Source organism: Candidatus Sodalis endolongispinus, from assembly GCF_018777395.1.
Classification (GTDB): domain Bacteria; phylum Pseudomonadota; class Gammaproteobacteria; order Enterobacterales; family Enterobacteriaceae; genus Sodalis_B; species Sodalis_B endolongispinus.
On the sequence record NZ_JAFJYC010000001.1, the window covers coordinates 142,775 to 162,667 of the forward strand.

19 protein-coding genes, 4 tRNA genes and 1 pseudogene are annotated in these 19,893 nt (G+C 53.7%); 14 read left to right on the forward strand and 10 right to left on the reverse strand.

Annotated features, from left to right (window positions below):
- The 9 genes from JZM24_RS00760 to JZM24_RS00800 all read left to right on the forward strand — a co-directional run bounded on the left by JZM24_RS00760 (nt 1) and on the right by JZM24_RS00800 (nt 7,383).
- A complete protein-coding gene (locus JZM24_RS00760) occupies nt 1-777 on the forward strand; it encodes a DNA adenine methylase (protein WP_376775501.1) in 777 nt (258 codons plus the stop codon).
- Nucleotides 778-867: 90 nt separating this feature from the next.
- A complete protein-coding gene (locus tag JZM24_RS00765) occupies nt 868-2,040 on the forward strand; it encodes a phage tail sheath protein (RefSeq protein ID WP_215668246.1) in 1,173 nt (390 codons plus the stop codon).
- Between the two features lie 12 nt (nt 2,041-2,052).
- A complete protein-coding gene (locus tag JZM24_RS00770) occupies nt 2,053-2,568 on the forward strand; it encodes a phage major tail tube protein (RefSeq protein ID WP_215668247.1) in 516 nt (171 codons plus the stop codon).
- 18 nt (nt 2,569-2,586) lie between these two features.
- Nucleotides 2,587-2,925 (forward strand): phage tail assembly protein, encoded by a 339-nt coding sequence (locus JZM24_RS00775; RefSeq protein WP_215668248.1) that lies wholly within the window; start codon nt 2,587-2,589, stop codon nt 2,923-2,925.
- A gap of 4 nt (nt 2,926-2,929) precedes the next feature.
- Nucleotides 2,930-3,052, forward strand: coding sequence for a GpE family phage tail protein (locus JZM24_RS00780; protein WP_312884856.1), 123 nt, complete (start codon nt 2,930-2,932; stop codon nt 3,050-3,052).
- Complete coding sequence (locus JZM24_RS00785) at nt 3,045-5,534, forward strand: phage tail tape measure protein (protein WP_215668249.1); 2,490 nt, start codon at nt 3,045-3,047, stop codon at nt 5,532-5,534. The genes JZM24_RS00780 and JZM24_RS00785 overlap by 8 nt, the downstream gene beginning before the upstream one ends.
- Nucleotides 5,535-5,540: 6 nt before the next feature.
- On the forward strand, nt 5,541-6,005 hold the full coding sequence (locus tag JZM24_RS00790; protein ID WP_215668250.1) for a phage tail protein: 465 nt from the start codon (nt 5,541-5,543) through the stop codon (nt 6,003-6,005).
- On the forward strand, nt 6,002-7,060 hold the full coding sequence (locus JZM24_RS00795; protein ID WP_215668251.1) for a phage late control D family tail protein: 1,059 nt from the start codon (nt 6,002-6,004) through the stop codon (nt 7,058-7,060). The genes JZM24_RS00790 and JZM24_RS00795 overlap by 4 nt, the downstream gene beginning before the upstream one ends.
- 101 nt (nt 7,061-7,161) lie before the next feature.
- The gene (locus tag JZM24_RS00800; RefSeq protein ID WP_215669950.1) at nt 7,162-7,383 is read left to right on the forward strand and encodes an ogr/Delta-like zinc finger family protein; all 222 of its coding nucleotides are present in this window, start codon (nt 7,162-7,164) and stop codon (nt 7,381-7,383) included.
- Between the two features lie 592 nt (nt 7,384-7,975).
- Here JZM24_RS00800 and JZM24_RS00805 read toward each other — a convergent pair.
- From JZM24_RS00805 to uvrY, 6 genes are all read right to left on the reverse strand, one after another.
- A tRNA-Leu gene (locus JZM24_RS00805) sits at nt 7,976-8,061 on the reverse strand.
- A gap of 16 nt (nt 8,062-8,077) precedes the next feature.
- Nucleotides 8,078-8,151: transfer RNA gene (locus JZM24_RS00810), tRNA-Cys, on the reverse strand.
- An 862-nt stretch (nt 8,152-9,013) separates the two neighbouring features.
- Nucleotides 9,014-9,088, reverse strand: a tRNA-Gly gene (locus tag JZM24_RS00815).
- Nucleotides 9,089-9,226: 138 nt separating this feature from the next.
- Nucleotides 9,227-9,775, reverse strand: coding sequence for a CDP-diacylglycerol--glycerol-3-phosphate 3-phosphatidyltransferase (pgsA, locus tag JZM24_RS00820; protein WP_215668252.1), 549 nt, complete (start codon nt 9,773-9,775; stop codon nt 9,227-9,229).
- A gap of 58 nt (nt 9,776-9,833) precedes the next feature.
- Entirely contained in the window at nt 9,834-11,666 is a 1,833-nt protein-coding gene (uvrC, locus tag JZM24_RS00825) for an excinuclease ABC subunit UvrC (RefSeq protein WP_215668253.1), read from the reverse strand.
- The gene (uvrY, locus tag JZM24_RS00830; protein WP_215668254.1) at nt 11,659-12,315 is read right to left on the reverse strand and encodes a UvrY/SirA/GacA family response regulator transcription factor; all 657 of its coding nucleotides are present in this window, start codon (nt 12,313-12,315) and stop codon (nt 11,659-11,661) included. The genes uvrC and uvrY overlap by 8 nt, the downstream gene beginning before the upstream one ends.
- A gap of 657 nt (nt 12,316-12,972) precedes the next feature.
- Between uvrY and JZM24_RS00835 the strand changes: the two genes are divergently transcribed.
- Complete coding sequence (locus JZM24_RS00835; RefSeq protein WP_215668255.1) at nt 12,973-13,197, forward strand: DUF2594 family protein; 225 nt, start codon at nt 12,973-12,975, stop codon at nt 13,195-13,197.
- 125 nt (nt 13,198-13,322) lie between these two features.
- Entirely contained in the window at nt 13,323-13,667 is a 345-nt protein-coding gene (locus JZM24_RS00840) for a GlpM family protein (RefSeq protein WP_215669951.1), read from the forward strand.
- Nucleotides 13,668-13,954: 287 nt separating this feature from the next.
- Here the strand turns inward: JZM24_RS00840 and JZM24_RS00845 are convergent, their stop codons facing one another.
- Nucleotides 13,955-14,578, reverse strand: a complete 624-nt coding sequence (locus tag JZM24_RS00845; protein ID WP_215668256.1) for a helix-turn-helix domain-containing protein — start codon at nt 14,576-14,578, stop codon at nt 13,955-13,957.
- Nucleotides 14,579-14,599: 21 nt separating this feature from the next.
- A complete protein-coding gene (locus tag JZM24_RS00850) occupies nt 14,600-14,989 on the reverse strand; it encodes a hypothetical protein (RefSeq protein ID WP_215668257.1) in 390 nt (129 codons plus the stop codon).
- A gap of 984 nt (nt 14,990-15,973) precedes the next feature.
- On the opposite strand from JZM24_RS00850, the gene JZM24_RS00855 reads away from it, so the two are divergent.
- The 3 genes and pseudogenes from JZM24_RS00855 to JZM24_RS00865 all read left to right on the forward strand — a co-directional run bounded on the left by JZM24_RS00855 (nt 15,974) and on the right by JZM24_RS00865 (nt 18,435).
- Nucleotides 15,974-16,165 (forward strand): GhoT/OrtT family toxin, encoded by a 192-nt coding sequence (locus tag JZM24_RS00855; protein ID WP_215668258.1) that lies wholly within the window; start codon nt 15,974-15,976, stop codon nt 16,163-16,165.
- Nucleotides 16,166-17,072: 907 nt separating this feature from the next.
- Nucleotides 17,073-18,271, forward strand: a pseudogene (locus tag JZM24_RS00860) (IS3 family transposase).
- A gap of 20 nt (nt 18,272-18,291) precedes the next feature.
- On the forward strand, nt 18,292-18,435 hold the full coding sequence (locus JZM24_RS00865) for a putative hemolysin (protein ID WP_215668259.1): 144 nt from the start codon (nt 18,292-18,294) through the stop codon (nt 18,433-18,435).
- Between the two features lie 402 nt (nt 18,436-18,837).
- Here the strand turns inward: JZM24_RS00865 and JZM24_RS00870 are convergent.
- Together JZM24_RS00870 and JZM24_RS00875 are read right to left on the reverse strand one after the other, a co-directional pair.
- Nucleotides 18,838-18,911: transfer RNA gene (locus tag JZM24_RS00870), tRNA-Gly, on the reverse strand.
- A 113-nt stretch (nt 18,912-19,024) separates the two neighbouring features.
- Complete coding sequence (locus tag JZM24_RS00875; protein ID WP_312884859.1) at nt 19,025-19,786, reverse strand: transporter substrate-binding domain-containing protein; 762 nt, start codon at nt 19,784-19,786, stop codon at nt 19,025-19,027.
- Nucleotides 19,787-19,893: the final 107 nt, after the last annotated feature.

Genomic DNA, 19,893 nt, shown 5'->3' on the forward strand with positions numbered 1-19,893 from the left:
TTGTCCTCGCCGATTATTCCCTGGGTTGGCGGCAAACGCCGCCTGATAAAACAGATTTTGCCCCACTTCCCGGTGCACAAGTGCTATGTCGAACCATTTTGCGGCGGTGCCGCGCTGTTCTTCAGCAAGCCGCCAGCCAAAGTAGAAGTGCTGAACGACATTAACGGCGAGCTGATGAATCTCTACCTGGTGGTGAAAGTGCATCTGGAAGAGTTTGTGCGCCAGTTTAAATGGGCATTAAGCAGTCGCCAGCTGTTTGACTGGCATCAGCAGACGCCACCGCACACCTTGACCGATATCCAGCGCGCCGCCCGGTTTTATTATTTGCAACAACTGGCCTTTGGCGGATGGCTCGGCGGAAGCTTTGGCACTAGCACCACCTGTTCTAGGCGCTTCAATTTGCTGCGCCTGGAAGAGCAGCTTTCACAGGCGCACCTTCGGCTCTCAGACGCCACCATTGAGCATCTGGGCTGGCAGGACTGCATTGAAAAGTACGACCGCCCCCATACGCTCTTCTATCTCGATCCACCTTATTGGAATACTCAGGGTTACGGCGTGTCGTTTCCGTTTGATGAGTATGAGAACATCGCGCAGCGAGCCCGAACCCTTCAAGGGAATATGCTGATTTCGGTCAATGATATTCCCGAGATGCGCGAGGTGTTCGCCGGACTGCCCCAGAAAAGCCTGACGCTTAACTACTGCGTCGGCCGCCAACCGCACAAGGCGCGCGAACTGCTGATTGGCAACCCGTCTGTGGGGGACGCACTGACCCTGTAGCAGTCACCACACAAGCGCCCGTACAGGTATCGCTGACGGAGTGTCGTTATCATAACCTAATCACCTTACTTCCAAAATGAGATTGCCTTTATGCCACAGGACTATCACCATGGCGTGCGCGTGCAGGAAATCAACGAAGGCACCCGCACCATTACCACGGTCAGCACCGCGATTGTGGGCATGGTTTGCACGGCGGATGATGCCGACGCCAAAACCTTTCCGCTCAATACGCCGGTATTGCTGACCGATGTGCTGGACGCCAGCGGCAAGGCCGGCACTAAAGGCACGCTGGCCCGCGCGCTGGACGTCATCGCCGACCAGGCCAAACCGGTTACCGTGGTGGTACGTGTCCCCCAGGGCAAGACCGAAGCGGAAACCACCACCCATATCATCGGCGGCGTCACCGCCGAGGGCAAAAAAACCGGTATCAAGGCGCTCCTGGCCGCTCAGGGTCAGCTCGGCGTCAAGCCGCGTATTCTGGGTATGCCAGGACATGATACCCAGGCGGTCGCTGCCGAGTTGCTGGCTGCCGCACAACGTCTGCGCGCCATGGCCTATATCAGCGCCTGGGGGTGTAAAACCCTTACTGAGGCGATTGAGTACCGCAAGAATTTTAATCAGCGCGAAGCCATGCTGATTTGGCCGGATTTTCTCGCCTGGGATGCGGATAAAAACGCCAGCGCTACCGCCTGGGCGACCGCCCGTGCGTTGGGGATGCGCGCCAAAATCGATGCGCAGACCGGCTGGCACAAAACCCTGTCCAATGTCGGCGTCAATGGTGTTACCGGCATCAGCGCCGATGTGTTCTGGGATCTGCAGGACACCGCCACCGACGCAAACCTGCTGAACCAGAACGCCGTCACCACGCTTATCCGCAAGGACGGTTACCGTTTTTGGGGATCGCGCACCTGTTCCGATGATCCACTGTTCCAGTTTGAAAGCGCCACCCGTACCGCCCAGGTGCTGGCCGATACCCTGGCCGAGGCGCAGATGTGGGCCGTTGACCAACCCCAACACCCCTCGCTATGGCGGGATATTATCGAGGGGATCAGCGCCAAATTCCGCGAGCTGAAAAGCGGCGGCTATCTGATTGACGCCAGCGTATGGCTGGATGCGTCCGCTAACGACAAGGACACGCTCACGGCGGGCAAGCTGACGATTGATTACGACTATACGCCGGTACCGCCGCTGGAAAACCTGGCGTTACGCCAGCGTATTACCGATCGCCATCTGATGAACCTCACCCAGGGTGTCAAAGGTTAAACGGAGGGTGCCATGGCCTTACCACGCAAGTTAAAAAACATGATGATATTCAATGACGGCAACAGCTATCAGGGGATTGCCGAAGAGATCACCCTGCCCAAGCTGACGCGCAAGTTTGAAGCGTATCGCGGTGCCGGCATGGGTGGCGCGGTGAATGTTGATCTGGGGCTTGAAGACGGCGCGCTGGATGCGGAGATCACCCTGGGCGGTATCGATCCACAGGTTTTCCGCCAGTGGGCCATGACGAAGGCAGACGGTATCCCGCTGCGCTTTATGGCCAGCTACCAGCGTGACGACACCGGCGAAATCAGTGCCGTTGAGATAGTGATGCGCGGCCGTTTCGCTGAATTTGATTTTGGCAACTACAAATACGGCGACAACACCCAGACCAAGCTCAGCGTCAAAAACGTTTATTACAAACTGACCATATACAGCGAGGTGCTGATTGAAATCGACACCATCAATATGGTGGAAGTGGTCGGCGGTGACGATCGCCAGGCCGAACACCGTCGCGCCATTGGCCTGTAATACAGAGGAGACAGCACCATGAAAGACATCACCGTCCCGGAAACCCCCGACATCCAGGCGCTAAAACAGAAGCCCGTCACCCTTGACGTGCCGGTCACGCGCGGCAAGACCTGTATCACCGAAGTCAGTATCAGAAAACCCACCACCGGCGATCTGCGTGGCGCCCGCCTTCAGCCCTTGCTGGAAACCGATGTCGATGCGCTTATTCGTGTGCTGCCGCGCGTGACCGTCCCGACCCTGACGCCAGAGGAAATCCTTAACCTCGATCCGGCCGACCTGTATCAGCTGGCGGCTATCCTGACACTTTTTTTGTGCCGAACTCGGCCCTGTCCGCTTCCCCGACAGACTGACGGTTGACGATTTGACGGCGGACATTGCCGCCGTATTCCATTGGACGCCAGCCGATACCGCGTCCATGTCGCTCGGTGATCTGCTGGCCTGGCGGCATAAGGCCCTGATCCGCAGTGGAACGGTTGATGAGTGATAAAGACCTTCGCCTGCAGGTAATATTAAGCGCGGTAGACAAGCTTACCCGCCCGTTTAAAACCATGCAGGCCAGCAACAGGACGCTGGCGTCAGCGGTTAAATCCGCCAAGGACCAGCTGAAACAGCTGGATAGGCAGTCAGGGCAGCTGCAATGGTTCGCCAAAACCAAACAGCAGGCCGCCCAGGCCGCTAGCGCGTTGCGCGCCGCGCGCGACCAGGCCAGCCGTCTGGCGTTCGCCATGAAAAGCACCGACGCCCACGCCGCCCGCCAGATCAGGCAATTTCAACAGGCCCGCGCGGCCGTCACGCAACTGCAGGCGAAGTACAGCACGTTGCAGGCATCGCTACAGACTCAGCGCACCGCCCTGCAACAAAGCGGCATCGCCACCCGTCAACTGGCAGACGCCCAGCGCGCCTTAAAATCCCGCACCGCCGAGGCCAATACCCATCTCGCCGCCCAGCAGCAACGCCTTGAACAGCAGGCCGCCCAACAAAAGCGGTTAACCAACGCCCGCAGCCGTTACCACCAGGCCGTGGGGGTACGCAACCAGCTTGCCGGCACCGGCGCGGCCATGGCGGTCACCGGCGGCGCCACGCTGCTGGGCATGAAGCCGGCGTTAAGCGAAGCAGCGGCCTACAGCCAGCATGTGCAACGTTTCAAGGCGCAGGGCGTCAGTGAGCAGCAAGTACGGAATGCAAAGGACTTTGTCGCCGTCCATCCCGTGCTGGGCAACAGTCAAACGGAGCTCATGAAGTTATACACTGAATCATGGGCCATCACCCGCGATCAACACCATGCTCAGGACGCCACTGTGCAGCTTGCTCGTGCGGAAACCGCTATCAAGATGCTGGGCAATCAGGGCTTGCTCACCCCCGAGCAGACCGAAAGCTTCAATCAGCTGTCTTACGCCATGCTGAAGAATGCCGAGCTGCGCAACGAGATCCAGGATCCGAAACGGCTCGCCAGCTTTATCAATGAATCGGTAAAGGCGTTTGCCGTCACGCAAACCATGGTGACGCCGAAAGATACCAATGATTTTATGAAGCGCGGCGGCTCAGCAGACAAGGATATCGACAGAAGCGAATATTTTTATGCCTTCGGGCACTTGATCCAGGAAATGGGCGGCGAGTCCACCGGGAACGCCATGAACTCTGCCCGGCGTAACTGGATTGGCAAGAGCATTACCGAGCGCAGCAAGGATGAGATGGATCGCATCGGTCTTATTAAAAATACCACCTATTCCAAAACCGGCCATGTCAAGGATTTTAGCCTGGTCAATCAGGAAAAATTCATCAAAACGCCGTTTAAATATTTAATGGAAGAGGTGGTGCCGCGTATCAAAAAAGCCTTTCCGAACCTCTCCGATGAGGGAGTGCAACTCAAAATTGGCGGGATGTTCTCCAATCGCACGGCCTCCGACCTGTTCGCCACCATGTATAACCAGCGCGAGAACATTCAAAAGCAACTGCTGGCCGGCACCCAGGCGCAAGATATTGATACCTTGCTTCGCCAGGGGCAGCACACCGCCGGCGGCCAGGGGCTGATCCTGGAAGCCAAAAAACACGATCTGTATAAAAATATCGGGGAAAAGGTGCTGCCGCTTTACGTTAAGGTACTGGAAAAGGTGTCGGCAATGTTGGACCGGGTAAACGCCTTTTTTGCCCGACATCAACAGGCGGCGAAGGTGCTCACCGTGACTGCTGCCGGCTTTGGCCTGCTGCTGTCCGTCGGCGGCGCATTAACCCTGGCGCTGGCCTCACTGCTGGGGCCTGTCGCCCTGCTACGTTATGGCTTCAGCCTGTTAGGTATCAAAGGCAGCGGTGCCTTTTCTCTACTCGGTAAGGCGATACGCGCTACCGCCACGGCAGGCCACGTGCTTCTGGTGGGTGCCCTCCGGCATATTGGCACCGCCATTGTCTGGCTGTGGCGCCTGATGTTCGCTAACCCGATCCTGGCTATAATTGGCGTCATCGCCGGCGCGGCGGTGCTGATATGGCAAAACTGGGATACCCTTGGGCCAAAATTCAAAGCGCTATGGGAGTCCGTCAGCCAGACCGTGCGGGAAAAATGGCAGGCTATCCAGGATTATTTACAGGCGCTGCCTGGCCGGTTTAAGGATTTTGGTACCCGCATCATCGATAGTCTGATGGATGGCATCAATGAAAAATGGCAGGCGCTGAAAAACAAACTGACCTCGCTCACCGACTACCTGCCGGACTGGATGAAGGGCAATACCACCGTGCAGGCGACTGCCGCGCTGCATCCCTACAGCCTGCCGGCCAGCCATTACCGTACGCAGCATGGCACGGCGTCCCCCGCTGGCGGCGTGACCCATATCAGCATTGATGCGCCCATTCATATTGTGGCGCAGCCGCACCATAGCCCGCAGGATATCGCGCGGGAGGTGGCCCGCCAGCTTGACGCCCGCGAGCGACAGGCCCGCGCCCGCGCTCACAGCCGTTTTGAAGACCGCGAGTAAACAACGATGATGATGGCATTAGGTCTGTTCGTTTTTATGCTGCACACCGTGCCCTATCAGGAATTTCAGCACCAGATGGCCTGGCGTCGTCCGTCCAACAGCCGGATAGGTCGCCCTCCGCAAAGCCAGTTCCTCTGCCCGGATGAAGAAACCGTCACCCTGAGCGGAGTCCTGTTGCCGGAAATCACCGGCGGCCGCGTCTCGCTCATGGCGCTGCAAAAGATGGCGGAAACCGGTAAAGCCTGGTCGCTGATTGAAGGTAACGGCGCTATCCATGGGATGTTTGTGATTGAAAGCCTGAGCCGCCCCAAAAGCGTGTTCTTATCCGACGGCGCCGCACGACGTATTGAATTTACCCTGACGCTTAAACGCACCGATGAAAATCTGAAAGAGATGTTTGGTGACCTGTCGCAGCAGCTTAACGACCTGAGCGGCACCCTCTCCGACACCCTGGGCGGGCTGCTATCATGAGCCTGTCGGCCTTGCTTGATAGCGCCACCGGCGGCCATACCCCGGACTGGCGGCTGAGCGTCGACGGCGTCGATATCACCGGCAACATAGCACACCGCCTGATGTCATTAACCCTGACGGATAACAGGGGCTTTGAGGCGGACCAGCTGGATATTGAACTGGATGACAGCGACCGTAGTCTGCTCTTGCCCCGCCGGGGGGCTAACGTTGCTCTGTCTCTCGGCTGGAAGGAAACCGGGCTGATAAACAAAGGCACCTTTACCGTCGATGAAATCGAGCACAGCGGCGCCCCCGACCGGCTAACGATACGCGCCCGCAGCGATGATTTTCGCGCCTCGCTCAACGTCCAGCGCGAAGCGTCCTACCATAACACCACCCTCGGCGATGTGGTGAAAACACTCGCTGCCCGGTATAAGCTGACGCCGGTGATAAGTCAGGCGATGGCCCACACCAGACTGGCCCACAGCGACCAGAGCCAGGAATCAGACGGCAGCTTCTTAACGCGACTGGCAAGGGAACATGGCGCGGTGATGGCGGTTAAACAAGGGAAAATGCTGTTTTTTAAACAGGGGCAGAACCAGACCCTGAGCGGTAAACCGCTTCCGGCGCTGACCATCACCCGCCAGCAGGGCGACAGTCATCAGTTTACACTCACCGACCGCGACGTCTATACCGGCGTGGTGGCGCACTGGCTCAATACCCGCCAGGCCAAACCCGAGACGGTCCGCGTCAAACGCAAGCGGAAAAAGCCGTCCGCCAACACAGAAAAACAGGGCGACTATCTGATAGGCAGCGAGGAGAACGTGCTGGTTCTGCGCCACACCTACGCCTCAAAGCACAATGCTGAACGGGCGGCCAGAGCGAATTGGGAACGGCTGCAACGCGGTGTCGCCACCTTCGCCATCACGCTGGCACGCGGCCGCGCCGAACTTACCCCCGAAATGCCGGTCAAGGTCAGCGGCTTTAAACGCGAAATTGACCAGGCCGCCTGGACGCTGGTTACCGTGACACATACGCTGAGTAGCAGCGGATTTACCACCGCCCTGGAGCTGTAGGTGAAAATCGATGCGCTTGAAATGGAATGAGAAAAACCAGAATGCTATACTGGCCGCTACCACCGACCTTAGTCGGGCGCGTGATGGAGATCACTCACGCCATGATGCATTGCCCCCTTTGCGGCCAGGCCGCCCATACCCGTACCAGCCACTACATTACCACCACCACCAAAGAGCGCTACAATCAATGTACTAACATTAATTATGGTCACACTTTTATCACACATGAAACCTTTACCCGCTCCATCTGTGTTCCTCGGCAGATAGAGCCCGCCCCGCCACATCCAGGCCAGAACGGTCAGGGAATGCTACAGTTTGGATAGGAAAATCAGGGCGGGACTTTTTGGGCTGCCGCCCGCTGCCGATAAGGCCACATTAATTTACTGACGCTTCGCGTCTGGCTTGCCATCAGGTGAAGAGCGGGAAGTGCTTGGCGTTTGCCCTGCGTCGTGAGTTACGATGATGGTTTGCAGGATCTTTATCGCCTCTTCGCAATTATACCCATCCAGATCAACTTTGGTGCCGTGAGGCGGTTTCAACATTGACTTTGTATTTTTGTACAAACATGGTGATAACCTTTTTAAGAATATAAATAGACTCTTTTGAATTTGAGACTTCTGCTCCAGATTAATAAGATTATAATTTCTCCTTTAATTTTTCGCACTGTGTATTTCCTGACGCTGAGTAAAACTCGTCATTTATAATACAAAAAAAGCGAAGAAAAAGGCCCGGCAGAAAACTGCCAACGTCGAAACTTTCGATATCCATTTGGAATGAAGCGTAGTAACTGACTTACCCTCTCTGAGGCCCTGCTGCCACTGTGCTGCCACTTGTCGCTGTCAATGCGAAAAAAAACCGCCTTGACAGCGGTGACTAACGTAGAACATCCTATTGATTATTATGATTTTTTCTGTGTGGTACCCGGGACGAGACTTGAACTCGTACAGCCAAAGGCCGAGGGATTTTAAATCCCTTGTGTCTACCGATTCCACCACCCGGGCGTCGGGAATTTAAAACTGGAGGCGCGTCCCGGAGTCGAACCGAGGTGGACGGATTTGCAATCCGCTGCATGGCCACTCTGCCAACGCGCCTTATCTCATCGCTTGTCTTCGCATAGCAGCCGGTTTATCGACAAATTGCCGAATCACTACATTGCAACTAACTGATCATAAAGACAATTCGTTTATTCCATGTTTCGGAATGGGCGCAATTATGGCTTGCCTGAGCAACGATGGCAAGCCTTTTTTGGCGCGGGACGTTTAGATGGTTACATCACAGCCAACCCAGCGTCGCATTAAAAATTTCGACTTTCTCTGCGCCGGCAAACCTTGCATTACCCCCTACCGCCACCCCAACGTCATCCAATTACGGGGCCATGCTCTGCTGGCAGGCTACCCACTGTCATTGGCGAGGAGCGACCTTGAGCGGGTAAGTCCTCCGCCACAGGCTCACCCGCGGTCGCGCGCGGATACAGCGGCCAAAATAGTACGCACCTGAACAGCCATGGACGGCACCCGCGGTCGCGCGTGCACACACCGGCCAAAATAGTACGCACCTGCACAACCATGGACGGCACCCGCGGTCGCGCGTGCATACACCGGCCAAAATAGCACGCGCCTGCACAACCATTGACGGCACCCGCGGTCGCGCGCGGGTACAGCGGCCAAAATAGTATGCACCTGCACAACCATGGACGGCACCCGCGCGGTCGGCGCCGGTACAACGGCCAAAATAGTACGCACCTGCACAACCATGAACGGCACCCGCGGTCGCGCGCGCATACGCCCGCATACCGTATCAGCCGCTGGCCATACCCGTTGCATGCTGCATAGCGTTGAGCCAGGGCTAAACTGTGTGGCCTGAATGTGTTTACAGTCGGCGATAACGAAAAAAGGACCCGTGCGGGTCCTTTATGGGTCTTCTGGGGGATAAATTACCCTGCTGACCGAAATTTGGAGCGGGAAACGAGGCTCGAACTCGCGACACCAACCTTGGCAAGGTTGCGCTCTACCACTGAGCTATTCCCGCATGACTAACAACAACCTGGTTTTAACGCTAGCGCCAGACAACCGCGGTTGCTTTCGATGCATTCTACTGACCTCAAAGTATGAGTCAATACAAAATTAGCCATCGCCGATGCGTTTGCTGGTTTTTACAGCGCTTCTCTCAATGCTCGAACAAATCGTGCCGGGCTGCATACAAATATTGGAACATTGACCAAAACGTCAGCACCGCCGCGACATACAGCGCAGCAATACCAATACCCGAGACAATGCCGTCCGGCCGCCACAACAGAGCCACCAATGCGAGCATTTGCGCAGTGGTTTTAACTTTACCAATCCAGGAAACCGCTACGCTACTACGCTTGCCTATCTCCGCCATCCACTCGCGCAATGCGGAGATAATAATCTCGCGGGCGATCATCGTCGCTGCGGGTAACGTAATCCACCATGCATGAAAATGTTCTGCCACCAGCACCAGCGCCGTGGCGACCATCACTTTATCCGCCACAGGATCGAGAAACGCACCAAAGCGGGTAGTTTGTTTCCAGCGACGGGCCAGAAAGCCATCAAACCAATCCGTCACCGCCGCCAGCACAAAAATGAGCGCGCAGCACAGCGGTGCCCACTTGAAAGGCAGATAAAAGGCCAGGACAAAGAACGGTATCATGACGGCACGGAACAGGGTAAGCCAAGTCGGTATATTAAGTTGCATAGTACTTTGGTAACTATCTGGCCGAAGTGGAAATGATAAGTATGTTGCTACATTGGCGCTAGTGTTTCAACGCATTAAATATTTTTTCTGCCAAGGCGCCCGAAATACCCGGCACTTGGGCAATTTCTTCCACGCTGGCATTACGTAACGGCTGCAGACCGCCCATGTATTTTAGCAGCGACTGTCTGCGTCGTGGCCCGACACCCTCGATTAATTCCAGCGCGCTGGTATTCTTTACCTTAGCACGTTTATTGCGATGGCCGGTAGTAGCATGGTGGTGTGAATCATCGCGGATATGCTGAATCACGTGCAGCGCGGGTGAATCCGGCGGCAGCGCCATCCCCTCGCCGTGAGGCTGCAAAAACAGCGTTTCCAGACCCGCCTTGCGGTCTACCCCTTTTGCCACACCCAGCAACACCACGCGCGATGTGTCCCAGGGGACATCCAACTGCTCAAACACCGCTTTTGCCATACCCAATTGCCCTTTACCACCATCGATAATCACCACGTCGGGGATTTTCTTTTCTTCCAACGCTTTACCATAGCGACGGCGCAGGACCTGATCCATGGCGGCATAATCATCGCCGGGGGTAATGCCATCAATATTGTAGCGGCGATACTCGGCGCGCACCGGCCCGTTGCCGTCAAATACCACACAGGAAGCGATAGTCTGCTCCCCCATGGTATGGCTGATGTCAAAACATTCCATTCGGTTGACCGCCTGGATGCCCAACAGTTCCGCCAGGGCGACCAAACGCTGATGCACGGTCGATTGCTGCGACAATTTTGTCACCAGCGCTGTAGCGGCATTGGTGCGGGCCAGCTTCAAATAGCGGGCGCGATCGCCACGCGGCTGCGTCTGGATCTGTATCTTCCTGCCCGCCTGCTCACTGAGCGACGCCGCCAGCAGCGTTTTTTCAGGCAGCGTAAAATCCAGCAGAATCTCGCCCGGCAGCGACCGCATCTGACTGCCCTGGAGGTAGAATTGACCGACAAAAGCCTGCACTACTTTCGCCAGTTCAGTCCCAGCCGGCACTTTCGGGAAATAGCTGCGACTGCCTAACACTTTACCCTGGCGGATAAACAGCACATGGACGCAGGCCATTCCAGCGTCAAACGCGACGCCAATAACGTCCAAATCTTCCCGGTCGCCGGAAACGAACTGTTTTTCCGTCACGCGTCGCACCGCCTGTATCTGATCGCGCGCGCGCGCCGCATCCTCAAAATTCAGCGCACGGCTGGCCAGTTCCATCCGCTCTACCAGCTGATTAAGCACCTGCTGATCTTTGCCCGACAAAAACAAGCGCACATAGTCCACCTGCTGCTGGTATTCCTCATCGCTGACCAGACCTGCTACGCAGGGTCCCAGACAGCGGCCGATCTGATATTGTAGGCACGGACGCGAACGGTTGCGATACACGCTATCCTCGCATTGGCGAATCGGAAACAGTTTCTGCAACAGGGCCAATGTTTCCTTTACCGCGTAACCGTTGGAAAACGGACCGAAGTAATCCCTTTTCGCATGCTTGGCTCCGCGATGGGACGTGATGCGGGGATGCGCGTCGCCGCTGAGGAAAATAAAGGGATAGAACTTATCGTCGCGCAACAATACGTTATAGCGTGGCTGGTACAGCTTGATATAGTTATGCTCAAGCAGCAGCGCCTCGGTTTGCGTATGGGTGATGGTAACATCAATATGATGAATGCTTTTCACCAGCGCTTCAGTCTTGCGGCTGGCAACCTGGGCACGAAAGTAGCTCGCCAGGCGCTTTTTCAGATCTTTAGCCTTGCCGACATAGATCACCGTACCGGACGCATCAAACATGCTATAGACGCCAGGCTGGCTAGTTACGGTGCTTAGAAATTGTTTGGCGTTAAAACTGTCAGTCACTACTTAATAAAATCTCCGTGTTGAACAACCCGTGGCGAACGGCCAGATGGGTTAATTCTACATCACCACTGATGTTTAGTTTACTAAATATCCGATAGCGATAGCTATTGACGGTTTTGGGGCTCAGATTGAGCTGCTCCGAAATATCGGTGACCTTCTGCCCGCGGGTAATCATCAGCATAATTTGTAATTCCCGTTCGGACAAGCATTCAAAGGGGGTTTCCGCCTGGGGCTCGAGCTGGCTGAGGGCCATCTGTTGGGCGATGTCCGACGCGATATAGCGTTTACCGGCGTTGACCGCGCGTATGGCGCAGATGACCTCGCGCGGCGCGGCGGCTTTGATGAGGTAACCCGCGGCCCCGGCCTGCATCACCTTAGCAGGTAATGGATTTTCTGTGTAAATGGTCAGCATGATGACTTTGATATCCGGCGAAAAGCGCACGATTTTGCGCGTCGCCTCCAACCCGCCAATACCCGGCATATTCATATCCATTAACACAACGTTGACGCAATTGTTGCGGCACCACTTTACCGCATCTTCGCCACAGTGTGCCTCGCCAACGACTTCGAAGCCTTTGATATCTTCAAGAATGCGTCGTATCCCTGCGCGCACCAATTCGTGGTCATCAACAAGAAAAACGCTTATCAAAGAGAAATTCTCCAAAAAGAGGGAGTGATGTAAAGCGAATCAAATATTTAAGACTTAATATTACAGCTTTTAAGTAAATAAAGAAAAATGATTATTCGCTTATACTGGAAAAATTCAGCAGTGTCGCCTGCGAAGGCTCATTTTAGATAGATAGGTTATTGCACCGCAAGGAGATTTCACCAAAATTCGCGCAACCGTCGGGAATTGCCGATTTGCCCTGTTAAGTCACCTCGTCTGCGCATCCAAGGCGAGGTCTGGATTGTATAAAAAATGAACACATCACCGCTCAATATACTTTAAAATCATAGGATTGTAGTTGAGACACCTGATAGGAAATATTAACATCAATCATTTCATATACATATTTTTAAAGAATAATTATTTATGCAATATTACCTTTATCGTACATTCAAACTTTAAAGTTTATTATAATAGATTGCCGCTCCGCTTAATCAGTCTCGTCCCTGAGTGGCGGCAAGCGTCGTAGCAGTGGTGTTTTTTTAACCTGATGCATTGCATCCATGATAAATGATCTACGTCAGTTAAATTTATAAAATAAAACCTGTTATAATCGCTCTACTTGGCGTCTAATGCCGACGCGTAGCGGTTCGGCTGACGCGACGCCAGTCATCATGACCACTGATAACGGGGAAAATAATGGGCAACGTTGAATTCACTACCGATAGCGAAACCGCAATAATTGCGCAGGAGCTCAACTGCATGAAGGCGATGATGTCGCTGTTGTTGAAAGCCATTGGGCAAGCCGATGCCGGCAAGGTCATCCTCAAAATGGAGAAATACATCAGCCAGCTTGATGACCCCGAACAGCAAGCGGTATTTACCAGTACCGTAAAACAGATAACCCACGCTTATCGCCAATAACGGCCGCGTCCCGCACGGCAGTGCCTGACAGGCACCGCCTGCCTTTGCGGTCGTTATGCCCGCTTACCTATCCTTGCGGCACCGTGGTAGACTCTCGCCACGGTTTCCCGACTTTCCTTGCTGTCATGACGCTACTGTTCAAAGCCCTGCTGGGCGCGCTCGTGGTGGTGCTTATTGCGCCGCTCGCGAAAAACCGTAACTATTATATAGCCGGTCTGCTGCCGCTTTTTCCCACTTTTGCCCTTCTCGCCCATTATATCGTGGGCACCGAACGCGGCAGCGAAGCGCTGCGCATGACAATTCTTTTTGGTATTTGGGCCGTCATCCCCTATCTGGTCTATCTGACTTCCCTTTACACCTTTGTCGGTGTCATGCGTTTGCCCCTGGCACTGTCCAGCGCGGTGGTGTGCTGGGGAATCGCCGCGTGGTTGCTGATTATTGCCTGGCGACGTTGGTATGGACTCACTTAACGGAAGCGTTCGTGCAGCGGCAGGGGAATTTCGCGATAAGTAGAGAAAAAAGGCTATACTCTGCCTAACTCCCTGGAGACAACCATGAAAAACATCGGGATAATTGTGTTTATTGCGCTCGTTGGGTCGTCAATAACCGGCTGCGCCGATTCATCGCCCACCACGACGCGGACTGCTGAACCTGTGCCGCATGGCAGCCCGCAGAATGTGGGCAACTGCACCTGTAGCAGTTTAATTTCCTGCAGTTGCGGCTCGCCGTCCGCCCCGTGACGATCGGTCCGACCGCATTACAGCGAGCGTAACCACGCCACCTGTGATTTCTCCATCGCGTCCAGCGCCCATATATCCTGGCGCTGTTTGCGTGCCTGGGTGGGTGTAGTGCCATAGGTCACGATAAACAGCCGATTGATGAAAGTAGCCGGCTCTAATTGCCAATAATAGGCTATTTCGGCGATCCGCCAACGGCTGTATCGCGGGTGTAACAACATACGCGTCGCTGCCGTGAGGCGTTTTTTGCGGATATGCGCGGCGACGCCGCCGTAAGGTTCAAATAACCGATATAACGACGAGCGGGACAAGCCATAGTGCTGGCCTATCAACTCGGCAGTTAAACCGGGTAATTGCAGGTGCTGATGAATGTACTGGCAGATCCGGCTAATTACCAACAGTCGGGTATCCGCAATCAGCGGCTGGCCGAAACTTACCGAAGTCTTGATGGCGCTTATCAAAAAATCGATAACCGGACGGGCAATGCGGCTTGCTTCGGTTGCGGTAATGTCGTTACTGTAGGCCATCAATTGATGAACATGACTGGCGATCAGTCTGTTGAGTAATTCCCCGCGACAAATAACCTTGCCGTGTAACGACGCGGTATCTTCTATCGCCACCAACTGCTGGCGTGGTATTACCACATACATTGCATGAGCCAGCGTCTACCAGCGACCCGCTTTCAATTTCAAGTTGAGTGGCTGCAAAACGTCTATCAACAAAATATCTTCAGCTTCAAGCGATAAAGCTTGTCGTCTCAAACTACCCTCTATCCCCCCTTCAAGCATAATGACCAACAAAAAATGATCATTTAAATCACCCCCCCGTGATGGGAAATTTACAAATGTCTGTCCCGTGGCACGAATATGCCCGCAGATAAAAATATCAAAATGATGTGCTTCAACACGCCAATCGAGGATATCAACCTGTGACCGGGTGAAGTGCGATTGCAACAGAGAAGCATTGACACCTGAGCGCCAACGTTCAATCTTTGAGGACGATATTTCCCCTTCAAACGTGTTGTCATGAATAATCCGAGCGTTATCATCTTTCATGGTGCTTTCTTGAAGGGGACAGGCGTACCCGCGCACGCAATCGCTCCCCAAAAATTAAATTGTACAGATTTCCCTCTGAAAGCGTACAGTGTTTTTTTATTTATCACCGACCTACTGGGAGGTATTATTATATCGCTAAATTTAAAAATGGTGATATAGATTTATTATACTGAAAAGAATATTTTTTTAATCGTGTAATTAATGCGGCAGAATAAATTATTAACACCTTAAAAATTATGATTTTATTTAATTATCCACTTTCTCACTCATCCAGAAAACAACCTAAGCATCACTAACACGGTCTTATGGCCATGCCAGCAGTATTAGCTATACGTGCTTTTGTGCCATCGCTGATACCGGCGGCGAGAAGTTTAACATTAATAACATAGGACGAGAAAGTCCTTAAATGATATCCTCTTGACAGAAATTTCGTTATGAAAAATAATATTGGCTTATAATGCATAACAAGTTAGCAATTTTATTACTTATTCCTCAAAGAAGAATAGGAAATTATTCTGAAGTTTGATCAACTCCGCAGTTGGCCGCCCGGAAAGAGATAAACTTGCTATCAACGTGATCGTCTTCGCTCGGTCTGTCTGGCGACATTGCCATGCAACCTTATCACATCAACATTAATCGCACTGGTTGCGGTATGCATAGAGGGCAGATCACTATTTAAGTACCCAGAGGACAAGACAGAGACATGCGTGTTCACCGAACGCGATAAAAAGAGCATCAGTAATACAAGTCCTGGTATTCATTTTCCAACTGAGCTCGCGGTTGGGGAAAGGTTTGCCAACCGAACTTCGTGGCAGTGCCGGTGATATTTATTTTCAGTGACCAGGTCATCAAGCCTCTGTCGCGCCGTCACCACTTCAATGTCTGAATCAACCCAAGGCGGTGACTCAGCGCTATGTCGCCACCGGGGTCTAAAAAGACATGTGCCCGAGCAGAAAAAGGATTCGGCTAGAAAGGAAGGCGAACATGGACCCGCTCTCGCTGACAACATGGCAACTGCTAGTGGCAAGCTACCTCACTGGCATTGCTGTCACCGCGTCTTTAACGTTCTTTTTCAGCCGCGACCCCTCGCTTGGTATACGACTACTGTGTGCCGCGCTTATCGGTTTAACATGGCCGCTGAGCTTTCCACTGGTGCTCATTTTTATTCTGCTTTAAGCCGATAAATAACGGTCGTATGGAAAAGAAAGGTGAATTTCCGTCCATTTGACGCTATGGGCTGTGGCGCCTGTGTAAAAAATAAGGCCGCGCCAGGGCGGCCTCGATTAAGTTGTCCCCACCAGGCGCTTATATCCGGAACTCGCCAGACGGCGGTTTTAGCTCTGCAATGGGGATAACTATTTATACCATCTAAGAGCTTTCCGATTCAATACCAAATGAGAATGAAAATCACATCTATTTGCATATGCTGTGATCCTCCTCTGCAATGCGCGCCTCACCTCGGATGTTAAGCCTGTAAGACCAACGAAAACGTTTTGATTTGTCACACAAACGTTTCATATCCGGGTTTTTTGTCTCTTAATGAGACATGAGTTTCCTTATGTGCGTCTGCCGCTCGCATCTTTCGCTTAGTTCAATGAAGCCCTTGGCTCTAAAGAACTCCGGTCACAGAGGAGAAAGCAACAAAGATGTCACGCCCACCGCGGTAAATGTCTTACACTATCAACAACGGTGACCGACGGTGTAAAAGCGGAACGTCAGATAATGTCCAGGCCGATTTCCCCTGAACGTCAGATCCCAGGTAGCGCTCGACCACCGTGACCTGATAACCGTAGCGTCTCTCCGACCAACTGGTATGTCAACCCATTGATAAACGTCCCCTACAGACGGGAAAAAACCGAGTACATTATGCAAAAATGGATATGCCAACATAAATTAGGCGTATTGCTGATTGTAGTGCTGGCGCTCGAGTTGATAATGTATTTGCTTACGTCCTCTTGGTTTCCCTGGGGGCTGGAGTAATACGCCTCATCCAATATCGGAGACGATTATTATCTGCCTTAAGCTGTATCTCCAGATAAGAGATAGGCTTGAATATATGTCTAACACTAACGCCAATTTTGATATGACCGGGATCCTGTTAGGTCAAGAAGTCCGTAAACGTAAAACTCCTCAGGAAAAAATGGCCATTATTCAGCAGAGGATGGAGCCCCGCATGAATGTCTCCCATCTCGCACGACTGCACGGTATCCAGCCAAGCCTGCTGTTTAAGTGGAAAAAGCAATATCAGGAAGGCAGCCTCACCGCCGGGGAGGACGTTGTTCCTGCCTCTGAGCTTGCAGCTGCATTGAAGCAGGTCCGGGAGCTCCAGCGCCTTCTGGGTAAGAAGACGATGGAGGTTGAGATCCTAAAAGAAGCCGTGGAGTACGGCCAGTCACGAAAATGGATAGCGCACGCGCCCTTGTTGCCAAAGGCCGGGGAATAGCACAGGTCAGCCGCGCCATGAGCGGGTCGCGTGCGCCGCTGTCACTGCGGATTAAGCGTTCTGCCGACTGGCAGGACAGGCGCTGTAACCGGCGTAATGACGAAGCAGACGCTGAAATACTGTCGGACATCCTCGACATCATCAGCGATATGCCCAGCTACGGCTATCGGCGGGTGTGGGGCATCCTGCGTAAACAACGTCGCGCAGAGGGACTGCCGCCGGTAAATGCGAAACGACTTTACAGGATCATGTGTGAGCATAACCTGCTGTTATTACATTGAAAACCAGAGCGGCCGAGGCGTGAGCATAAGGGCAGGATCGCGGTGGCAGAAAGCGATATGCGCTGGTGTTCAGATGGCTTCGAGTTCGGCTGCGACAACGGTGAAAAACTGCGGGTCACGTTCGCACTGGACTGCTGCGACAGAGAGGCCATAGACTGGGCTGCGAGCACTGTAGGCTACGACAGTTCGACCGTGCAGGATGTGATGCTGATGTCGGTAGAAAAGCGCTTCGGCGACAGGTTACCCGATACAGCGGTGCAGTGGTTGACGGACAACGGTTCAGCGTATACCGCGCATGAAACGCAGAGGTTCGCCAGAGAACTGGATCTGGAGCCCTGCACAACAGCGGTGAGCAGCCCGCAGAGCAATGGCATGGCCGAACGGTTCGTGAAGACGATGAAGGAAGACTATATCGAGTTCATGCCAAAACCGGATGCGAGAACAGCCCTGCGAAACCTTGCAGCAGCGTTCACGCATTACAATGAAAACCATCCGCACAGCGCGCTGGGATATCACTCTCCGAGAGAATACCGGCGGCAGCGGGCTTCGTTAACTTAAGATACAAAAGCTGTACGGAGATGGCGGGGCAAGATCACGAGCAATTAGGCGGTAAATCCAAGATCGTGCCATCCGCCGCAGGGGAGACCGGCTATTGTACGCTGCCAAACGGTGAACAAGTGGATGAGTGGGCACTGTACCGGCAAGGCCATAAAGCGCACTAAGGCCGCTCGCGTTAGTTACACACTCTTAGTTGCCACTGCATGCCATGCGTGAAGGCGCCGGTTAAGCGCTAAATAGCGCCTGGATCGGTTTCTATCCCCTGGCGCCGCGGTATATCTCACTGGCGAAGGTTGCCGCTGCTTTGCTTGAAGTATCTCTTAGGCCCTGGCATGCTGATTTCCAGGTTTGAGAGGGCCATGGGGTAATGGTTCGCCAACGTCGATGACATTCTCTACGCATCACCCTATACCCGCCAAAAAAATCTGCGCATGCTGCACGTTCTGCATAGTCTGCACATAAGGGTGTGAATGTTGCCAGCCCACAGTCAACCTGCAAATAACACAACAACGTTATTTGTGGTGAGTGCTGATTGAAAAACCAAGGGGCGTTAAAAGTGATTCGCGTGGAGCGGGTGAAGGGAACCGAACCCTCGTATGCAGCTTGGGAAGCTGCCGTTCTACCATTGAACTACACCCGCCTCGGTAGGCGCGAAGCATTATAACCATATGGCGCCAACTGACAAGGGCGCGCGCCCCTGACCGTCGTTATTTTGAACAATCAGAGTCGCTTGCGCCCCACGCTACCGCGCGCTTATTGCGGTGTAATATCCTGGCCGAACCACTTCATACCCAGCGTCTTCAGGGTACCGTCCTGCTTGGCCTTCACGATGGCATCGTCAAACATTTTCTTCAGTTCGGGATCGGATTTACGCAGGCCGATAGCCGAACCTCTGCCCAGCAGGCCGCCAATGAATTGCGTCCCTGCCAGGACCATATTGGCGTTGCCGGGTTTTTCCCGCGCGCCATTCAAATAGGTTACCGAGGCGATAACCAGATCCACGCGGCCCGCGGCCAGGTCCAGATCGTGCTCCTCGGTGGTTTTATATTCCCGCACCTTCACCACGCCCTGCAGATATTTATTCAGAAAAGTGGCGGCAATCGAGGCGGTCTGAACACCGATGACCTTATCCTGTAAAGCGGGTTTGATCTTCTCCAGCTCCTTCACCGCGCAGGCTTCATACTTGGTCAGCGAAAAACGCAGGCCGGTATCCGGTAATTTAGCCAGCGGACTGTCTTTCATGGTGGCGAAGGTCTGGCCCGAATTGCTGTATGGCAATGAAAAATCAATCACCTGACGACGCTTATCGGTCGCTGACATCCCGGACATAATCGCGTCGAACTTACCCGCCTGCAGCGCCGGGATCATGCCGGTAAACGGCTGGACGACAATCTCACATTTCACCTGCATCGATTTGCACAGGACCTTGTACAAATCGATTTCAAAACCATCCAGCGTCCCGTCCGGTTTGGTGAAATTGAACGGTCGGAATGCCCCTTCGGTACCAATGCGCACCGTCGTCCATTTTTTTCTTCCGCCGCCTGGGCGCTGACGCTGGTGAACAGCGTCGCCGTCAGGCACAGCGCGCAAACCATTGTGGATAATTTCATTCTAAACCTACC

Coding starts and splice junctions, on each gene's coding strand:
- JZM24_RS00775 (WP_215668248.1), top strand. CDS start 2,587: ATGAAAGACATCACCGTCCCGGAAACCCCCGACATCCAGGCGCTAAAA.
- JZM24_RS00835 (WP_215668255.1), top strand. CDS start 12,973: ATGGGCAACGTTGAATTCACTACCGATAGCGAAACCGCAATAATTGCG.
- JZM24_RS00850 (WP_215668257.1), bottom strand. CDS start 14,989: ATGAAAGATGATAACGCTCGGATTATTCATGACAACACGTTTGAAGGG.
- JZM24_RS00840 (WP_215669951.1), top strand. CDS start 13,323: ATGACGCTACTGTTCAAAGCCCTGCTGGGCGCGCTCGTGGTGGTGCTT.
- JZM24_RS00795 (WP_215668251.1), top strand. CDS start 6,002: ATGAGCCTGTCGGCCTTGCTTGATAGCGCCACCGGCGGCCATACCCCG.
- JZM24_RS00800 (WP_215669950.1), top strand. CDS start 7,162: ATGATGCATTGCCCCCTTTGCGGCCAGGCCGCCCATACCCGTACCAGC.
- JZM24_RS00790 (WP_215668250.1), top strand. CDS start 5,541: ATGATGATGGCATTAGGTCTGTTCGTTTTTATGCTGCACACCGTGCCC.
- JZM24_RS00855 (WP_215668258.1), top strand. CDS start 15,974: ATGGACCCGCTCTCGCTGACAACATGGCAACTGCTAGTGGCAAGCTAC.
- JZM24_RS00770 (WP_215668247.1), top strand. CDS start 2,053: ATGGCCTTACCACGCAAGTTAAAAAACATGATGATATTCAATGACGGC.
- JZM24_RS00865 (WP_215668259.1), top strand. CDS start 18,292: ATGGCGGGGCAAGATCACGAGCAATTAGGCGGTAAATCCAAGATCGTG.
- pgsA (WP_215668252.1), bottom strand. CDS start 9,775: ATGCAACTTAATATACCGACTTGGCTTACCCTGTTCCGTGCCGTCATG.
- JZM24_RS00765 (WP_215668246.1), top strand. CDS start 868: ATGCCACAGGACTATCACCATGGCGTGCGCGTGCAGGAAATCAACGAA.
- JZM24_RS00785 (WP_215668249.1), top strand. CDS start 3,045: ATGAGTGATAAAGACCTTCGCCTGCAGGTAATATTAAGCGCGGTAGAC.